Here is a 14,845-nt window from a genome sequence, read left to right as displayed (position 1 = left end):
TCGATCCCTCGCTGCCGCTGCCACCGTCGCCTCCACGTCGCGCCACCCTTGGTCAACCGCGTGGTAGCCGCACCTCTGCGACCGTACCGCCGCCGGTCCTCGGACGTAGGGATACCCATCCATTCTGTTGTTCAACGATCCGGCGGACGAGATAGAGGCCGAGCCCCGCCCCCGGGTAGCCGCGACGGTCGCCGGACTCGCCCTGCCAGAACCTGTCGAACGCCCGTTCCACATGCTCGGGTCGGATGCCGATGCCCTGGTCGCTGACCCGGAACGTCACCAGTTGACCGTCGACCGAGGCGGTGATCTCGATGGGAGAGTCAGGTGCCGAGTACTTACCGGCGTTCGTCGTCAACTCGGTGAGCACGGTGGCCAGGCTGGGCCGGTGACCGAGCGCCTTGGGCAGGTCACCGGGGAGACGGAGCAGCAGCCGGCGGCGCAACTCCGCTGGCAGGTCCACGACGGCGGAGCGCAGCGCCTCGCCGAGGTCGAACGGGGTGGGAGGGTCGTCGCCCGGCCCCACCTCGGCCGCCGAGCTGAGGAGACGGTCGACCAACCGGGCCAGCTCGTTGGCGCGTTGCCCGATCACCCGGGCCGCCTGCCGCCGGTCGACGTCGGTAAGCGACTCCCAGTGGTCGGTGAGGGTGTCCGCGTACCCCTTGATGACGGTGACCGGGGTGCGCAGCTCGTGGCTGGTCACCGCGACGAACAGCTCCCGGTCGTGGTCGCGGCGCTGCTGGTCGGTGATGTCGCGGAAGGTGACCACCCGCAGCGTGCCCGGGCCGGGCAGATCGCCGGAGATGATCCGCAGCCAGCGGCCGTCCGGCATCCGGTGGTCCCGAACCTGGCCGGCGGGCGGCAGCGGGAACGGCAGCGGACGGCTCAGCGCCTGCTCGACCGGCCGGCCGGTGACCTGGGCGGCGGCCGGGTTCCAGAGCCGGACGCGCCCGTCCCGGTCGACGACGGCGAGCCCGTCGGCGAGGGCCGCCACCACCGGGCCGTCGCCGTGCACCGGCAGGCCACCCTGGTCGCCGTACATGTGCCCGATGCAGGACGCAAGGTAGGCGACCACCCCCTGCGGCTCGTCGCCAGGCTCGTCGTCGCCCGGATAGAGCGCGTGCAGGCTGCCGACGGTGTGACCGCCGATCTCGGCCCGGGAGACCACCATCCAGCGCAGGCCGCTGCCGGCAAGGGCGCCGGCCAGCTTGCCGTTGAGGTCGGCCACCCGTACGTGGCTCGACCTCGGCCCGGCGAGCAGACAGACGGTGTCCGGGTCGTCGGCCGCCAACGGTCGACCGAGCGCCCACTCCGCCGCGCCGGTCGCGGCGATCACACGACCGCCGGTCGGACCGAACTCGACGAACGCCATCCCGGTCGCGCCGAGCGCCGGCTGGGCCACCCGGAGTAGCTGGGTGAGGACCGGCAGGCCCGCGTCCCCAGAGTTGATCATCTCGATCACGACGGTGTGGCCGGCGAGGAGAGCGGGGAAGTCGATACGCTCCGGCATGTGCCGAGTCTGCCCCGCCGACCCGGTTTTGGGCACCCCCGCCCGGTCGATCAGCGCTCCAGCCGGGCGAGGGCGTAGGCCGGCCGGTCGGTGATGATCCCGTCCACGCCCGCGGCCAGCACCAACTCCAGGTCGGTCGGTTCGTTGACAGTCCAGACGTACACCTGGTTGCCGGCCGCGCGCAGTGCGGGCAGCAACTGCGGGCGGGCCCGGACCAGGCCGATGCCCGGCCCGGCGATCCGGGTGCCGAACGGCAGTCGACCCAGCCGCAACCAGCGCGGCAACACCTCGAGCAACAGCACCGTGGGCAGCGTCGGAGCCAACTCCCGCACCCGGCGGACGGCCAGCGGGGAGAACGACATGACGGTGACCTGCACCGGGTCGTCCGGCGCCGGGTCGGCCAGCCCGTAGCGGCGCAGGAGGTCGACAAGTCGCCGTTCCACGTTCGAGCCGTAACGGGACGGGTGCTTCGTCTCGACGAGCAGCCGGACCGGCCGGCCGGCGGCGAGCACCGCGTCCAGCAGCCGGGCCAGGGTCAGCAGCCGGGTGTGCGACTCGTCCGGCGGCAGGTCGCCGTCCGGCGCGCTGCCCGGGTGCCACGAGCCGAAGTCCAGGGCGTCCAGCTCGGCGAGCGTACGCGCGCTGACCAGACCACGACCGTTGCTGGTGCGATCGAGTCGTCGGTCGTGCACACAGACCAGATGCCCGTCCCGGGTCAGCCGGACGTCGCACTCCAGGCCGTCGGCGCCCTCGTCGAGGGCGCGCAGGTACGCGGCGAGAGTGTGCTCGGGTAGGTCGAACGAGGCGCCTCGGTGCGCGAAGACCAGTGGCCCGCCCATTCCGCCGGCCTCAGATGACCTGGCCGGGCTGCCCGTTCGCGTCGACCACGGGTCGGCCGACCGCGGCCCACTGACGCATTCCGCCGTCGGCGTTGCGCACCTGCTCCCAGCCGTTGTTGATCAGGTAGGCGACGACCTGGGCGGACCGCCCGCCGGACCGGCAGACGACCGCCACCTCCCGGTCGGTGGGCACCTCGGCCAGCCGCGCCGGCAACTCCATCATCGGCAGGTGGTGGGCGGTGGGCGCGTGGCCGGCCGCCCACTCGTCGTCCTCCCGCACATCCAGCAGGTAGGTCTCGTCGGCGATCTCGGTCACGGGCACGGTGGGAACCTGGGGTCCGAACACAGGAAGCAACACTAGATCCTCGTGGCCCGGTTCGGCACCGACCGGGCCGTCGGCACTGTCACAACCGGGTCACCCAGCGGGGGTTGGCCTGCGCCCACGCCGGCACCCGGGTGCCGCGAAGCGCCTCGAAGAGCCCGTCGCCCCCGTTGTCCAGCACCACGTACGACACCTCGTCGATGGTCTGCGGCGAGGAGGGCACCTGGACGCCGCGCATCCCGTCGGGCGGCAGCGCGCGGAGCGCGAGGAGCAGGTCCTCCAGGGGTACGCCGTTGGTGTCGACTGTCAACGAGCCGCCGACCGCCCGGAGCACCTGATCCAGTTTGACGGGGTTGCTCCGCAGGTCCGCCCTGCCGGCGCTGTCCAGCATCGCCCGGAGCAACTGCTGCTGGTGGTGCTGCCGGTCGTAGTCACCGCCGGGCAGGTCGTAGCGCTGTCGGACGTAGTCCAACGCCTGTGCACCGTCCATCTGGTGGCAGCCGGTGGAGAAGACCCGGTTGGTGTGGATCGAGCGGACCTCGGTGTCGACGCACATCTCCACCCCGCCGAGCAGGTCGATGACCTTCTGGAAGCCGGAGAAGTCGACAAGCGCGGCACCGTCGAACCGGATTCCGGTGAGCCGGTGCAGGGTTGCGGAGAGCAGTTGGGCGCCGGCCTGCCCGCCGCCGCCGTGCTCGTACGCCGCATTGATCTTGTCTTGTCCACCGCCGAAGCCGTTGGCGGGTGGGATGGCGACCAGCAGGTCCCGGGGGATGGAGACCAGGTACGCCTCCCGCTGCCCGGCGGGGACGTGCACGATGAGGATGGTGTCGGAGCGTTGGTCCGGGCCGCTGTCGCCCGGACGCCGGTCGGAGCCGACCAGGAGGTAGTTGAGCGGCCCGTCCAGGTCGGTGCGGTCGGTGCGGGCTTCGGGGTCGAGCAGTTGCTCCTTGGTCACCGTGCGGTCGTAGCGGTGGCTGAGCATCTTGAGCCCGGCCGCGGCGAGGCCGGCCAGCAGGACGAGGGTGAGGCCGACGCCGAGCAGGATCCGCGGCCCACGGGCGCGGGGTGACCGGGCGGACGGAGCCGCTCCGGCTCGGCCCGCTGCGTTCCGTCCCCACCTGGACGTGACCGCCTCCCCGCAGCCGATGCGTGAAACCTGCTCACTTAAGGCTACGTGCGGTGACGAGGTCGTCGCTTGGTTTCCGCGACTCCCGGCCCTACTTGCGGGTGGAGATCACCTCGGGGTGGGTGAAGACGAACTCGGCGAGCTTGTCCTGCTTGACCGCACGGAACATCGCCATCGTCTCTTCGTTCAGGCCCTCGGTGTTGTTGGTGTTGGCGTTGAACGTGCCGTTGTTGGTCTTCAGCATGGTCAGCTCGTTGCCGGTGACCCCACGCATGGTGAAGATGAAGTCCTCGATCGGCACGCCGCCGGTGTCCAGCACGAACGCCTTGCCCGCAGCCTTGATCAGGTTGTTCATCTTGGCCGGGTTGGACAACATCCCGCCCTCGGTGGCCTTCTTGGCCATCGCCTTGATCAGCTGCTGCTGGTTGGCCTGCCGGTCGTAGTCGCCGTTCTTGAGGGTCTTGCGCTGGCGGGAGTAGTCGAGCGCGGCCCAACCCTCCATCTCCTGGCAACCCTTCTTGTGCACCACCGGGGTCCGCTGCTTGCCGGTCTTCTTGGCGTCCGCGTTCCACATCGGCTTGCCGTCGACGTACGACATGTGCAGCGACTTGACCTCCTGGCTGACACAGATCCGCACCGTGCCCAGGGCGTCGATGACGCTTTTGAAGCCACCGAAGTTGATGATCGCCGCGCCGTCGAAGCTGACCCCGGTGAGACGCTTGATCGTCTGGGCCATCAGCTGGGCGCCGCCCTCCCAGCCGCCACCGTTCGCGGCACCGGCCTGGAACGCGGCGTTGATCTTCCCGGAGCCGCCGCCGTAGCCGCTCTTCTTGAACGGCGGGATCTGCGCCTCGGTGTCCCGGGGAATCGAGATCAGGTACGCCTGGTCGTGCGTGGCCGGGATGTGCAGGATGATGATGCTGTCCGAGCGGACGTCGTCGGCGGCCCAGCGCTCCCGCGCGTCCACGCCGAGCAGCAGCATGTCGATCGGGCCGTCCAGGCTCGCACCGCCCTCGGCGTCGGACTTGCCGGCCTCACCCAGCAGGTTGCCCTTGGCGATGCCGCCGGTCGCCTGCCCGATCAGCGCCTTGCTGCCGACGATCGCCACGCCGCTGCTCAGCATCAGCACGGCACCGAAGACCACAGTCAGCCTGGCCCAGAGCGGGTCCTTGCGCTTGGTCCGCTTCTTCGACCCACCGCCACCCGGGCGGTCGCCACCGCCACCACCGCTGCCGCCGGGCGGTCGTGCGCCCGGCCCGCCCCCCGAGGGGCGTGCCTGCGCTGGTATGGACGCGGCGACTCGGCCGCTGGGGGCGGCGGACCCGGGGGAGGAAGGGCGACGACTGGCCTGAACCGGCATGCGTGCTCCAGCTCGTGATCAGGAGGGGGCGGCACCACTGTACGTACATCAAATCGACTTGGCGAGTTCATCTCAGGTCAATCCGGACGTCGAGTTTTGCAGACTCAGTCGATCGTCGCCGTTCGATGATCCGAACGGCTGGTGCCGTCAGGCCGCGATCACCCACCGTCGTTGCTCTTCGGCGGGTTGGCCTTGACCCAGTCGGCCATCGTGTCCGCGGCCATGGCCTTGTACATCGCGAGGGCCTTCTCCCGGTCCGATACCACCACCGACTCGCCGTTGATCGTGTCGCTGCCCGAGTTCGGGCTGGTCACGAAGGTGAGGTTCTGGCCGCGCAGGTTGCGGAACTGCAGCGCCATGTCTGTAACCGAGAAACTCTGGTCGACGGTTACGGCTGCGGTCACCGACTTGAGGAAATCGTTGAGCTTCTTCGGGTTCGCAAGCGTGCCGGTGCTTGCCGCCTTGTCCATCAGTGCCCGGAGGAACTCCTGCTGGTGCCGCATCCGGGCGAAGTCCCCGTCCGGGAACTGCTTGCGCTGCCGGATCCAGTCCAGTGCCTCGGCGCCATCCATGTGGTTGGTGCCCTTGGTAAACGTCCGGTACGGCTTGTGGATCGAGGTGATGGTCCGCTCCACCTTCAGGTCCACCCCGCCGAGGGCGTCGGTGACCTCCTTGAAACCGCCGAAGTCGATCGCCATCACGTGGTCGATCCGAACGTCGGTGAAGCACTCCACGGTGCGTACCGCAAGCGGCAGCCCACCGAACGCGAACGCTGCGTTGATCTTCGCGCGGGAACCGGAGCCGCAGTCCGCGCCGGCGCTCTCCGGGATCGGCACGTACAGGTCCCGGGGGATGGAGACCAGATAGGCCTCCTGGTGGTCGGCCGGGATGTGCATGACGATGATCGTGTCGGCGCGCCACTGGCTCTTGGTGTCGACAGGCGCGTCCGGGTCCCGTGAATCGCTGCCGACCAGCAGGATGTTCAGCGCGCCGTCGACGGTCTTGGCGGGCCGACCGCCGGTGATCTCCGCGAACGGGTCGGTGCGGGCCAGGTCACTGTTCAGGTTGCGGGCGTACAGCCAGGCCCCGACGCTGCCGAGCAGCGCCAGCACCAGCACCGCGACCCCCGCAACGAGCGCGATCCGGCCCCAGCGCGGGCGCGGGCCGCGCCGCCCCGGCCCACCGGCACCACCCGGGCCGCTAGGCCCCGAAGGCCCCGCCGGGCCGCCGGAGCGAGGCTCTTCCTCGTCGTACGACGGGTAGAAGCGCGCCTCGGTCGGACGGGCACGCCCGGAGGCGCCCCGGTCGGGGCCGGGCACCGACGCGCGCCCGGCGCTGCGGTGCAGGTACGGATGCGGGACGCCGGCAGACGAGGTCGCGGACATGTAACTCAGGGTACGTAGCGAGAGCCACTGCCGCCTTCAGGCGACACCCAGCGGCAGGCGGTACGCGAAGATCCGGTTACCCTAGCCGCGTCCGGAAGTACTCGATCGTGCGTCGCAGGCCGTCTTCGGGCGCTACCGACGGCTGGTATCCCAGCAGTTCGCGGGCGAGCGTGAGATCCGGGCGGCGCATCTCCGGGTCGTCCGAGCTGCGGGTGACATAGGTCACCTTCGAGGTGCTGTCGGAGAGCGACACGATCAATTCGGCGAGTTGCCGCATGGTCAGCTCGTGCTCGGTGCCGCAGTTGACCGGGCCCGTCTCGGTCGAGTCGAGCAGCAGCAGGATGCCGCGCACCAGATCCTCGACGAAGCAGATGGACCGGGTCTGGTTGCCCGTGCCGTGCACGGTGATCGGCTCACCGCGCAGCGCCTGCGAGATGAAGGTGGGGATGGCGCGGCCGTCGTCGGGGCGCATCCGCGGGCCGTACGTGTTGAAGATCCGGACGATCGCCGCGTCGAGCCCGCGGTAGCGGTGGTACGCCATCGTCGCGGCCTCGGAGAAGCGCTTCGCCTCGTCGTAGACGCTGCGGACCCCGATCGGGTTGACGTTGCCCCAGTAGGTCTCCCGCTGCGGGTGCTCCTTCGGGTCCCCGTACGCCTCGGAGGTGGAGGCCATCAGGAACCGGGCGCCGTCGGCGACCGCGCGCTCCAGCAGGTGCAGGGTGCCGACCGAGCCGACCCGGAGGATCTCCACCGGCAGTTGGGCGAAGTCGGTGGGGCTGGCCGGAGAGGCCATGTGCAGGATCGCGTCGAACCGCTCGGCGAGTGCCGGGTGGTGGGTGGGCAGGCCATCGGAGATGTCCGCCTCGACGAGGGTGAAGGTCGGCTGGTCCAGCAGGTGCGCGACGTTCTCCTTGGAGCCGGTCACGAAGTTGTCCAGCGCGACCACCGTGCAACCCCGGGCGATCAGGACGTCCACCAGGTGCGACGGGACGAAGCCGGCTCCGCCGGTGACGAGGACGCGGTGACCGGGACCGAAGCGCTCAGCAACCTTCATACCGGCCAGCCTACCGAGCCGCCCCGGACGCGGTCGGGCCCCCGCTGACGCGTGGCGTCGGCGGGGGCCCGGGTGTCGCGTCAGTGGGCGCCCGCGCCGGTGAGGGCGCGCACCTCCAGCTCCGCGTACTTGTCCTCGTCGTGCTCCTTGGAGATGACAGTGCCGATCCATCCGCAGAGGAAACCGAACGGGATGGAGAGGATGCCCGGGTTGGACAGCGGGAACCACTGCCAGTCGTGGTCCGGGAACATCGAGGTCGCCGCACCGGAGACCACCGGCGAGAAGAACACGAGCACCACGGCCGACAGCAGACCGCCGTAGATCGCCCACACCGCTCCGGAGGTGTTGAACCGCTTCCAGAAGAGGCTGTAGAGGATCGCCGGCAGGTTGCCCGAGGCGGCGACCGCGAAGGCCAGCGCCACCAGGAACGCCACGTTGAGGTTCTGCGCGTAGATCGACAGGGCGATCGACACCGCGCCGATCACCAGGGCGGAGATCCGGGCGACCCGCACCTCCTGCCGCTCCGACGCCTCACCCTTCTTCAGCACGTTGGCGTAGAAGTCGTGGGCCAGGCTCGACGACGACGCGAGCGTCAACCCGGCGACCACCGCGAGGATGGTGGCGAAGGCGACCGCCGCGATGATCGCCAGCAGGGCTGCCCCGCCCAGTTCGCCGCCGAAGAAGCTGATCCCGAGCGCTTCGGCCAACTGCGGCGCGGCCGTGTTGCCGGCCTTGTCCTGCGCGGTGATCGCCTGGCTGCCGACAAGCGCCGCCGCACCGAAGCCGAGGGCCAGGGTGAGCAGGTAGAAGGTGCCGATGATGCCGATCGCCCAGAGCACGCTCTTCCGGGCCGCCTTCGCGGTCGGCACCGTGTAGAAGCGGATCAGGATGTGCGGCAGGCCGGCGGTGCCGAGCACCAGGGCGATACCCAGGGACAGCAGGTCCACCTTGTTGTAGAAGGTCTGCGTCGAGTTGCCGGCGACCTCGACCCCGTACCGCAACCCGGGTTCGAGGAACGCGCTGCCCTTGCCGGAGGCCGCGGCCGCCTGGCCCAGCAGCTCCGACAGGTTGAAGTTGAACTTCGCCAGCACCAGGATCGTCATCAGCAGCGCGCCGCCCATGAGCAGGAACGCCTTGACGATCTGCACGTAGGTGGTGCCCTTCATGCCACCCACGGTCACGTAGATGATCATCAGGGTGCCGACCAGGATGATGGTGGCCACCTTGGCGGTGGCAGCGTCCATGCCGAGGAAGGTCGTCCCCGGCCGGATCCCGAGCAGCAGCGCGACAAGCGCGCCGGCGCCCACCATCTGGGCGAGCAGGTAGAAGATCGACACCGTGATGGTGGAGACCGCCGCCGCCGTACGCACCGGACGCTGCCGCATCCGGAAGGCGAGCACGTCCGCCATCGTGTACCGGCCCGAGTTCCGCAGCAGCTCCGCGACCAGCAGCAGGGCCACCAGCCAGGCGACCAGGAAGCCGATCGAGTAGAGGAAGCCGTCGTAGCCGTACAGCGCGATGATGCCGGCGATGCCGAGGAACGAGGCGGCCGACATGTAGTCGCCGCCGATCGCCATGCCGTTCTGGAAGCCGGAGAAGGACCGGCCGCCCGCGTAGAAGTCGGTCGCCGTCTTGGTCTGCCGGCTGGCCCAGATGGTGATGCCCAGCGTCACCGCGACGAAGACCAGGAAGAGCGTGATGGTCAGGTTGCGGGCGGTGTGGTTACCCGCCTCCGCCGCGAGGAACGTCTCAACCGCGTGGACCTTGCTCATGGGTCACCTCCCCGATCTCGGCGCGGATCCGGTCCGCGATGGGGTCGATCTTCCGGTCCGCGTACCGGGAGTAGAGCCAGGCGATCAGGAACGTGGAGACGAACTGGAGCAGGCCGAAGACCAGCGCGACGTTGATGTTGCTGCCGAACAGCTTCGTGCCCATGAAGTCCCGGGCGTACGCGGAGAGAATGACGTAGAGCGCATACCACAGGAAGAACGCGACGGTCATCGGGAAGACGAAGCCGCGCAGCGCACGCCGCAGCCCGGCGAACTCGTCCGACCGTTGTACGGCCAGGTACTTGTCCGACTGGGGAGCGGCCGGAGCGGGTGTGTCCGTGGACATCTGTGGATCACCACCTTCACAGGCGTCAGAGGAGTTTCGCGCACCGTAGAGAGCGCACTCCCCGGCAGGGAAGGCTGAGATCGACGCCGGTCGGCGAGTGCGCCGAGCGGTTGGCTGGCTGCGCCAAGTGACTCAGGTCACTGCGGTGATCGGTCAGGCTGGCAGTTCGTGGTAGCGACCGCGGTAGTGCAGCAGCGGGGCGGCCTCCTCGGCCAGGTCGACGGCCTCGATGGTGGCCTCGACAAGCAGACCCCAGCCGTACTCCCGGGCGGTGTCGAGCCGGCACCCGGCCCAGCCGCCAGCGTCCGCGGGGACCGGCCCGTACGGCGTCTCGACCCAGGCGCCGGTGGCGAAGAGCCCGCCCGGGGCGGGGAAGAGGCCGGCGAACCGGTCGGCGAGTTGCCGGTGTGGCGGGCCGAGCGGCGTGACCGCGAAACGCCCAGCCTCCTCGACGGCGGCCCACAGGTCGGACTCCGGGTCGATCAGCCCGAGCAGCCGGTCCGGCTCCCCCTCGGCCACCAGGGTGGACGAGACGGTCAGCCCGTCCGGACCGGGCGCCGTCCAGAGGGTCACCGGCGCGGCGAGGCGACCGCGCAGCCGGCGTACCGGCGACCGCTGCCCGGTCGGCACCGCGAACGGATCGGTGTGGTGGATCTCGGCACCCGGCTCATGATTCACGTGAAACATTGTGCCGCCCCGGGCCCTCGCCCAGCCAAGGAAGCGCTCGTGCAGGTCGGTGGGACGCCCGTTGAGCCGGGCGAGCTGATCGCCGGCCTCCGCCATGAGGGCACCCAGGTAGACCAGGAGCCCCACCCGGTCGCCCCGGTACTCGGCCAGCAGCGCCAACCGCGCCGGCTGACACGGCCAGAGCGCGCCACAGCCGCGGCACCGCCAGAGCGGTCGCATCGGCAGGTGCGGCCGGCTCACCGGTGACGCCTAACGCCCCACGCGACGATCCGCGCAACTTCCCGGATGTTGCTGCCTCCGGCGCCCGGGAGGCACCAACAACAGTGATGTTGCGCGGATCTTGGCGACGAGCATCCGTTCACCGCCGGCCGCCGTTCGCGCGCCAGGTCTGCGCCGGAGTCAGCCAACCGGCCCGGCCCGGTCTCGGCAAAGCCACCGTCGGCCCGACCGCCCAGGCAGGCGGCCGATCCGTCGCGTCCGGCGACCTCTCCGCGCCCGGCACCGCCGCCGGTGCCGCCGGCTTCCTCTTCCGGTACGACCACAGCGCCCCGTTTCTGTTCCGGATGAACCCGAACATGGCTGACCTCCTCCCAGTCCACGAGGGCCGCCCCGATCGGGGGGATGACCGGGGCGGCCCGAACGCAGGACCCAGTCGCCGGGACGTCGCCTCCACCGGCCGGGCCGCGTGTCCTCCACCCTGGACGGAAAGGCGCGGACACGGGAGGATGCCAGGGCTTACTACGCAGCGCGGTCGCGTACTTACCGGAGAGGTAAGGATGAACGTCGAGATGTGGGTACGGGCGCTGAAGGCCGCCCGAGCCGGTGCCGAAGTGTCCCAGGAGGCGTTGGCGACGCTCATCAAGTGGAGTCCGTCCACCGTCGCGGCCATCGAGACCAGCCGACGCCGGCCGACAATGGAATTCGCGGTCGCCGCCGACGAGGCCCTCGCCACCGGCGGCCTCCTCGCCGAACTGTTGAGGGCGGCCGATCGGCAGCGACTGCCGACGTGGTTCGTTCCATGGCGCAACTATGAGGAGCAGGCGATTCGGCTCTGTGAGTTCGAGCCATGCCTCATTCCTGGACTCCTGCAAACCGAGAACTATGCCCGAGCGGTCATTTCCGCTGGTGGTTTGAACCCGTCCAAGGTGGTGGACGAGTTGGTCACGGTTCGGATGGATCGACAGCAGTTGTGGCAGCGAGCAGAGTCTCCGCAATGCGTCTTCGTCCTGGACGAGACGGCTCTACGCCGCCCGGTCGGCGGGCCGGCGGTACTGGACGCCCAACTCGGTCGGCTGATGGAGTTTGCCGTCATGCCGAGCGTAAGACTGCACGTCGTTCCGCTCGATGCCGGAGCCCACGTTGGATTGACTGGCGGTTTCTTGCTCGCTGAGCTGCCCGATGGTGAACGGGTCACGTATGTCGAGGACGTGGCTCGTGGACACGTCATCGACGACCCAGACGTTGTGCGTCTGATTGGTAGTAAATGGGATAGCCTGCTCGGCGAAGCACTCTCCACAGGCGCCTCGATGGATCTGATCCGGAAGCTGAAGGTGACGCCATGACCGTTCCCCAACCCCGCTGGCGGACGTCGACCAGGTCCGGCGACACGGGCGGTGCCTGCGTCGAGGTGGCGGACAACCTGCCCGGTGTCGTGCTGGTCCGGGACAGCAAGGATCGCTCGGGCCCGGTCCTCACCTTCGCTGCGGCCACCTGGCGCGGCTTCGTCGCCGACGCCGCCCAGGCCCAGGGCCGCCGAGCCGGTTAGCGGCGTGGGGTGACCGTGGCCAGCAGCTCCGGCTGGCGTCGGTCCAGTACGTCACCGGCCAGATACGCGCCGAGTAGCGCCGCGCCCAGCCCGTACGCGGCGCCGACCGGAAGGGCCAGCCAGAGCCAGGCGCCACCGAGCAGCGCGGCGGCCACCACCATCGGCACCGCGGCGACCGCCGAGGCGAGCATGGTCAGCAGGGTGAGCAGCCCCTTGGTAAGCCCCGCCCCGCTGTTCATCGCGAACGGGTTGCTCGTCTCCGGCAGTGAGTACGCCCCGAGCACCGAGACGAGGCTGTTCACCGCCAGCCCGGCACCGTAGGTGGCGACCAGGCTGCCGAAGGTGAGCCCGATCCACCCCGGTCGGCTGAGTAGCACCGACAGCACCGCCGACACGAACGCAAGCATCGGCAGCACGTAGAGCGAGAAGGCGGTCATCCGCGCCCGCAACTCCAGCCGACCGGGCACCCCGGCCACCACGTTCGCGGCGTACGCGCTGCCGTCGAAGCCGAACTGGTTGGCCAGGGTGGCGGCGGCTAGTACGCCCACGAGGACCATGGAGATGGTGACCACGACAGGTGAGCTGTCGCTTGCCGCCGTCGTCAACCCTCCGTTCTCCATGGCCGCGAAGTCTCCACCCGTGACGTTGATGAACACGGGCACGAAGATGCCGACCACCGCGATGGTGATCAGGTTGGCCCGGCGACGGGCGTCCCGCCACCAGTACCTCGCCTCCCGGGCGACAAGGGCGCCGAACCGGTCTCGACGCGCCCAGCCGGTGGCCCGGGGGAACAGTTGGGCGACCGCACCTCCGGCGACGCCGCGTCGCACCGGTGCCCTACCGCCGCTGGCCGCACCCACCATCGCCGATTCGAGCGACCGGGACCACCAGGCCAGCAGGGCGCCGAGCGCCACCACCGTGATCAGGAGCTTGACCGGTGCCGCCCACACCCGCCCCTGCGCCACGTCGATGCCGACGGTCCACGGAGCACCGAACGGCGTCCAACCGATCACCGTCCCCACACCGCTCAGCCGGCTCCAGTCCGCCTCCCGCAGCGCGGCGAGGCCGAGGACCTGCAACGGGCCGAGCAGCGCGGCCGTCACCGCCAGCAGCACCGCCGCCAGGTCGCGGACGCGTCGGGACCGCAGCATGGTGGCGAAGGCGCTTGTCACCGCACGGCTCGCGGCCACACACAGCAGCAGCCCGGCGAGCACACCCACGGCGGCGACCAACCCCGCCGACCACCCACCCAACGACCAGGCGGTCAGCACCAGCCCGGACGTCGCGAGGAGCACCGCGAACACCGGCACGCTGACCAGGGCTGCGACGAACAGGCCGGTCACCAACGTGCGCCGAGGCAGCGGCAACAACGCGAACCGGGCCGGGTCCAGTGTCTCGTCCACGCCGAAGAAGACAAGTGGCAGGAGCAGCCAACCGAGCACCAGCAGCCCGCCGCCGGCCGCCGCGACAAGCACCGCGTACCGACCGTTGCCGAACAGGCCCGGCGCGGCGAAGAGGAAGAAACCACTCGCCGCGAACCAGAGCCCGAGCAGCGCGCCGCCGACGAACAGCGCGATCCGCCAACCCTGACCCCGGAAGTTGTTGCCCATCACCCGCAGCTTGAGTCGGACGAAGTGGCGGGCGGACACCGCGCGTACCGGCGCGGCCGGGGTGGCGTCCGCGGTCACTGGGAGAGCCACGACAGCTCCTCGCCGGTCGCGGTGCGCCCGCCGACCACCTCGACGAAGACCTGCTCCAACGAGCGACCGCCACGGACCTCGTCGATGGTCCCGACCCGTTGGATCACGCCCCCGGCCAGAATCGCCACGTGTGAGCAGAGCCGCTCGACGACCTCCATCACGTGACTGGAGAACACCACGGTGCCGCCACCGGCGGCGTAGCGGGTGAGAATGTCCCTGATCAGCGCGGCGGAGACCGGGTCGACCGCCTCGAACGGCTCGTCCAACACCAGCACCCGAGGGCCGTGCAACAGCGCGCAGGCCAGGCCGATCTTCTTCTTCATGCCCGCCGAGTAGTCCACCACGAGCGTCCGACCGGCGTCGCCGAGCGCCAGCACGTCCAGCAGCTCGGCAGCCCGCTGGTCGACCACCGCCGGGTCCATCCCCCGCAACAGCCCGTTGTACGCCAGCAGCTCCGCCCCGGTCAGCCGGTCGAACAGCCGGACCCCGTCGGGCATCACGCCGAGCAGCCGCTTGGCGGCCACCGGGTTCTGCCAGACGTCGTGCCCGAGCACCCAGGCCGAGCCGGCGTCCGGTCGCAACAGCCCGACCGCCATCGACAGCGTGGTGGTCTTGCCGGCGCCGTTCGGGCCGAGCAGGCCATAGAAGGAGCCGGCGGGGACGTCCAGGTCGACGCCGGCCACCGCGATCGTGCCGTCGAACCGCTTGGCCAGGCCACGCAGTGCGAGCGCAGGGTGCTCAACAGTCATGCGCCGACGTTATCCGTCGGTCGCCAGTTGCGCCCTCCGGCGGCAGGTGGACCAACGATCATCCTGGAGTCGTATCGCTCCGCGATCTTGCACTTCCTGCTGCGGCAAAGAGTGCATCTCTACCTATGTCGACAACCGAAAGTGCAAGATCTGTGAAGGTTGCTGTCAAGCGGTGGCTTCGAGGATGCGCCAGATTTGGCGGGCTATGTAGCGTTTGAGGCTGCGGGTGATCT

The 14,845-nt window shown here is 70.0% G+C and carries 14 protein-coding genes; 2 read left to right on the top strand and 12 right to left on the bottom strand.

All coding sequences use genetic code 11. The annotated features are described in order from the left end of the window. Positions 1–52: 52 nt before the first annotated feature. The 10 genes from ACWER9_RS26255 to ACWER9_RS26210 form a co-directional block, all read right to left on the bottom strand. On the bottom strand, positions 53–1,507 hold the full coding sequence (locus tag ACWER9_RS26255; RefSeq protein WP_452304345.1) for a PAS domain-containing sensor histidine kinase: 1,455 nt from the start codon (positions 1,505–1,507) through the stop codon (positions 53–55). 50 nt (positions 1,508–1,557) lie between these two features. After that, on the bottom strand, positions 1,558–2,346 hold the full coding sequence (locus ACWER9_RS26250; protein ID WP_452304344.1) for a glycerophosphodiester phosphodiesterase: 789 nt from the start codon (positions 2,344–2,346) through the stop codon (positions 1,558–1,560). A 10-nt stretch (positions 2,347–2,356) separates the two neighbouring features. Next, positions 2,357–2,692, bottom strand: a complete 336-nt coding sequence (locus ACWER9_RS26245) for a rhodanese-like domain-containing protein (RefSeq protein WP_030487745.1) — start codon at positions 2,690–2,692, stop codon at positions 2,357–2,359. Between the two features lie 58 nt (positions 2,693–2,750). After that, the gene (locus tag ACWER9_RS26240) at positions 2,751–3,626 is read right to left on the bottom strand and encodes an LCP family protein (RefSeq protein ID WP_452304343.1); all 876 of its coding nucleotides are present in this window, start codon (positions 3,624–3,626) and stop codon (positions 2,751–2,753) included. Positions 3,627–3,888: 262 nt separating this feature from the next. After that, positions 3,889–5,157 carry an LCP family protein gene (locus ACWER9_RS26235; RefSeq protein ID WP_452304342.1) on the bottom strand — a complete coding sequence of 423 codons (1,269 nt, stop codon included), beginning with the start codon at positions 5,155–5,157 and terminating at the stop codon, positions 3,889–3,891. Positions 5,158–5,315: 158 nt separating this feature from the next. Continuing rightward, positions 5,316–6,542 carry an LCP family protein gene (locus tag ACWER9_RS26230; protein WP_452304341.1) on the bottom strand — a complete coding sequence of 409 codons (1,227 nt, stop codon included), beginning with the start codon at positions 6,540–6,542 and terminating at the stop codon, positions 5,316–5,318. Between the two features lie 76 nt (positions 6,543–6,618). Continuing rightward, positions 6,619–7,596, bottom strand: coding sequence for an NAD-dependent epimerase/dehydratase family protein (locus ACWER9_RS26225; protein ID WP_452304340.1), 978 nt, complete (start codon positions 7,594–7,596; stop codon positions 6,619–6,621). An 80-nt stretch (positions 7,597–7,676) separates the two neighbouring features. Continuing rightward, on the bottom strand, positions 7,677–9,368 hold the full coding sequence (locus ACWER9_RS26220; RefSeq protein WP_452304339.1) for a solute symporter family protein: 1,692 nt from the start codon (positions 9,366–9,368) through the stop codon (positions 7,677–7,679). After that, the gene (locus ACWER9_RS26215; RefSeq protein ID WP_452304338.1) at positions 9,346–9,711 is read right to left on the bottom strand and encodes a DUF485 domain-containing protein; all 366 of its coding nucleotides are present in this window, start codon (positions 9,709–9,711) and stop codon (positions 9,346–9,348) included. Before ACWER9_RS26215 ends, ACWER9_RS26220 begins: the two co-directional genes overlap by 23 nt. Before the next feature lie 153 nt (positions 9,712–9,864). After that, entirely contained in the window at positions 9,865–10,617 is a 753-nt protein-coding gene (locus ACWER9_RS26210) for a flavin reductase family protein (RefSeq protein ID WP_452304364.1), read from the bottom strand. A gap of 557 nt (positions 10,618–11,174) precedes the next feature. Here ACWER9_RS26210 and ACWER9_RS26205 point away from each other — a divergent pair. Next, entirely contained in the window at positions 11,175–11,960 is a 786-nt protein-coding gene (locus tag ACWER9_RS26205; protein WP_452304337.1) for a helix-turn-helix domain-containing protein, read from the top strand. Then, positions 11,957–12,163, top strand: coding sequence for a DUF397 domain-containing protein (locus ACWER9_RS26200; protein WP_452304336.1), 207 nt, complete (start codon positions 11,957–11,959; stop codon positions 12,161–12,163). The genes ACWER9_RS26205 and ACWER9_RS26200 overlap by 4 nt, the downstream gene beginning before the upstream one ends. Here the strand turns inward: ACWER9_RS26200 and ACWER9_RS26195 are convergent. Beyond that, entirely contained in the window at positions 12,160–13,863 is a 1,704-nt protein-coding gene (locus tag ACWER9_RS26195; protein WP_452304335.1) for an ABC transporter permease, read from the bottom strand. The genes ACWER9_RS26200 and ACWER9_RS26195 overlap by 4 nt on opposite strands. Next, positions 13,848–14,612 carry an ABC transporter ATP-binding protein gene (locus ACWER9_RS26190; protein WP_452304334.1) on the bottom strand — a complete coding sequence of 255 codons (765 nt, stop codon included), beginning with the start codon at positions 14,610–14,612 and terminating at the stop codon, positions 13,848–13,850. Before ACWER9_RS26190 ends, ACWER9_RS26195 begins: the two co-directional genes overlap by 16 nt. Positions 14,613–14,845 lie beyond the last annotated feature (233 nt).

Source organism: Micromonospora sp. NPDC003944, from assembly GCF_053605225.1.
Note: the sequence above shows the minus strand (reverse complement) of the source record. Positions and strands in the feature narration are given on the sequence as shown.

Coding starts and splice junctions, on each gene's coding strand:
- ACWER9_RS26250 (WP_452304344.1), bottom strand. CDS start 2,346: ATGGGCGGGCCACTGGTCTTCGCGCACCGAGGCGCCTCGTTCGACCTA.
- ACWER9_RS26215 (WP_452304338.1), bottom strand. CDS start 9,711: ATGTCCACGGACACACCCGCTCCGGCCGCTCCCCAGTCGGACAAGTAC.
- ACWER9_RS26235 (WP_452304342.1), bottom strand. CDS start 5,157: ATGCCGGTTCAGGCCAGTCGTCGCCCTTCCTCCCCCGGGTCCGCCGCC.
- ACWER9_RS26200 (WP_452304336.1), top strand. CDS start 11,957: ATGACCGTTCCCCAACCCCGCTGGCGGACGTCGACCAGGTCCGGCGAC.
- ACWER9_RS26210 (WP_452304364.1), bottom strand. CDS start 10,617: ATGCGACCGCTCTGGCGGTGCCGCGGCTGTGGCGCGCTCTGGCCGTGT.
- ACWER9_RS26255 (WP_452304345.1), bottom strand. CDS start 1,507: ATGCCGGAGCGTATCGACTTCCCCGCTCTCCTCGCCGGCCACACCGTC.
- ACWER9_RS26225 (WP_452304340.1), bottom strand. CDS start 7,596: ATGAAGGTTGCTGAGCGCTTCGGTCCCGGTCACCGCGTCCTCGTCACC.
- ACWER9_RS26205 (WP_452304337.1), top strand. CDS start 11,175: ATGAACGTCGAGATGTGGGTACGGGCGCTGAAGGCCGCCCGAGCCGGT.
- ACWER9_RS26230 (WP_452304341.1), bottom strand. CDS start 6,542: ATGTCCGCGACCTCGTCTGCCGGCGTCCCGCATCCGTACCTGCACCGC.
- ACWER9_RS26220 (WP_452304339.1), bottom strand. CDS start 9,368: ATGAGCAAGGTCCACGCGGTTGAGACGTTCCTCGCGGCGGAGGCGGGT.
- ACWER9_RS26190 (WP_452304334.1), bottom strand. CDS start 14,612: ATGACTGTTGAGCACCCTGCGCTCGCACTGCGTGGCCTGGCCAAGCGG.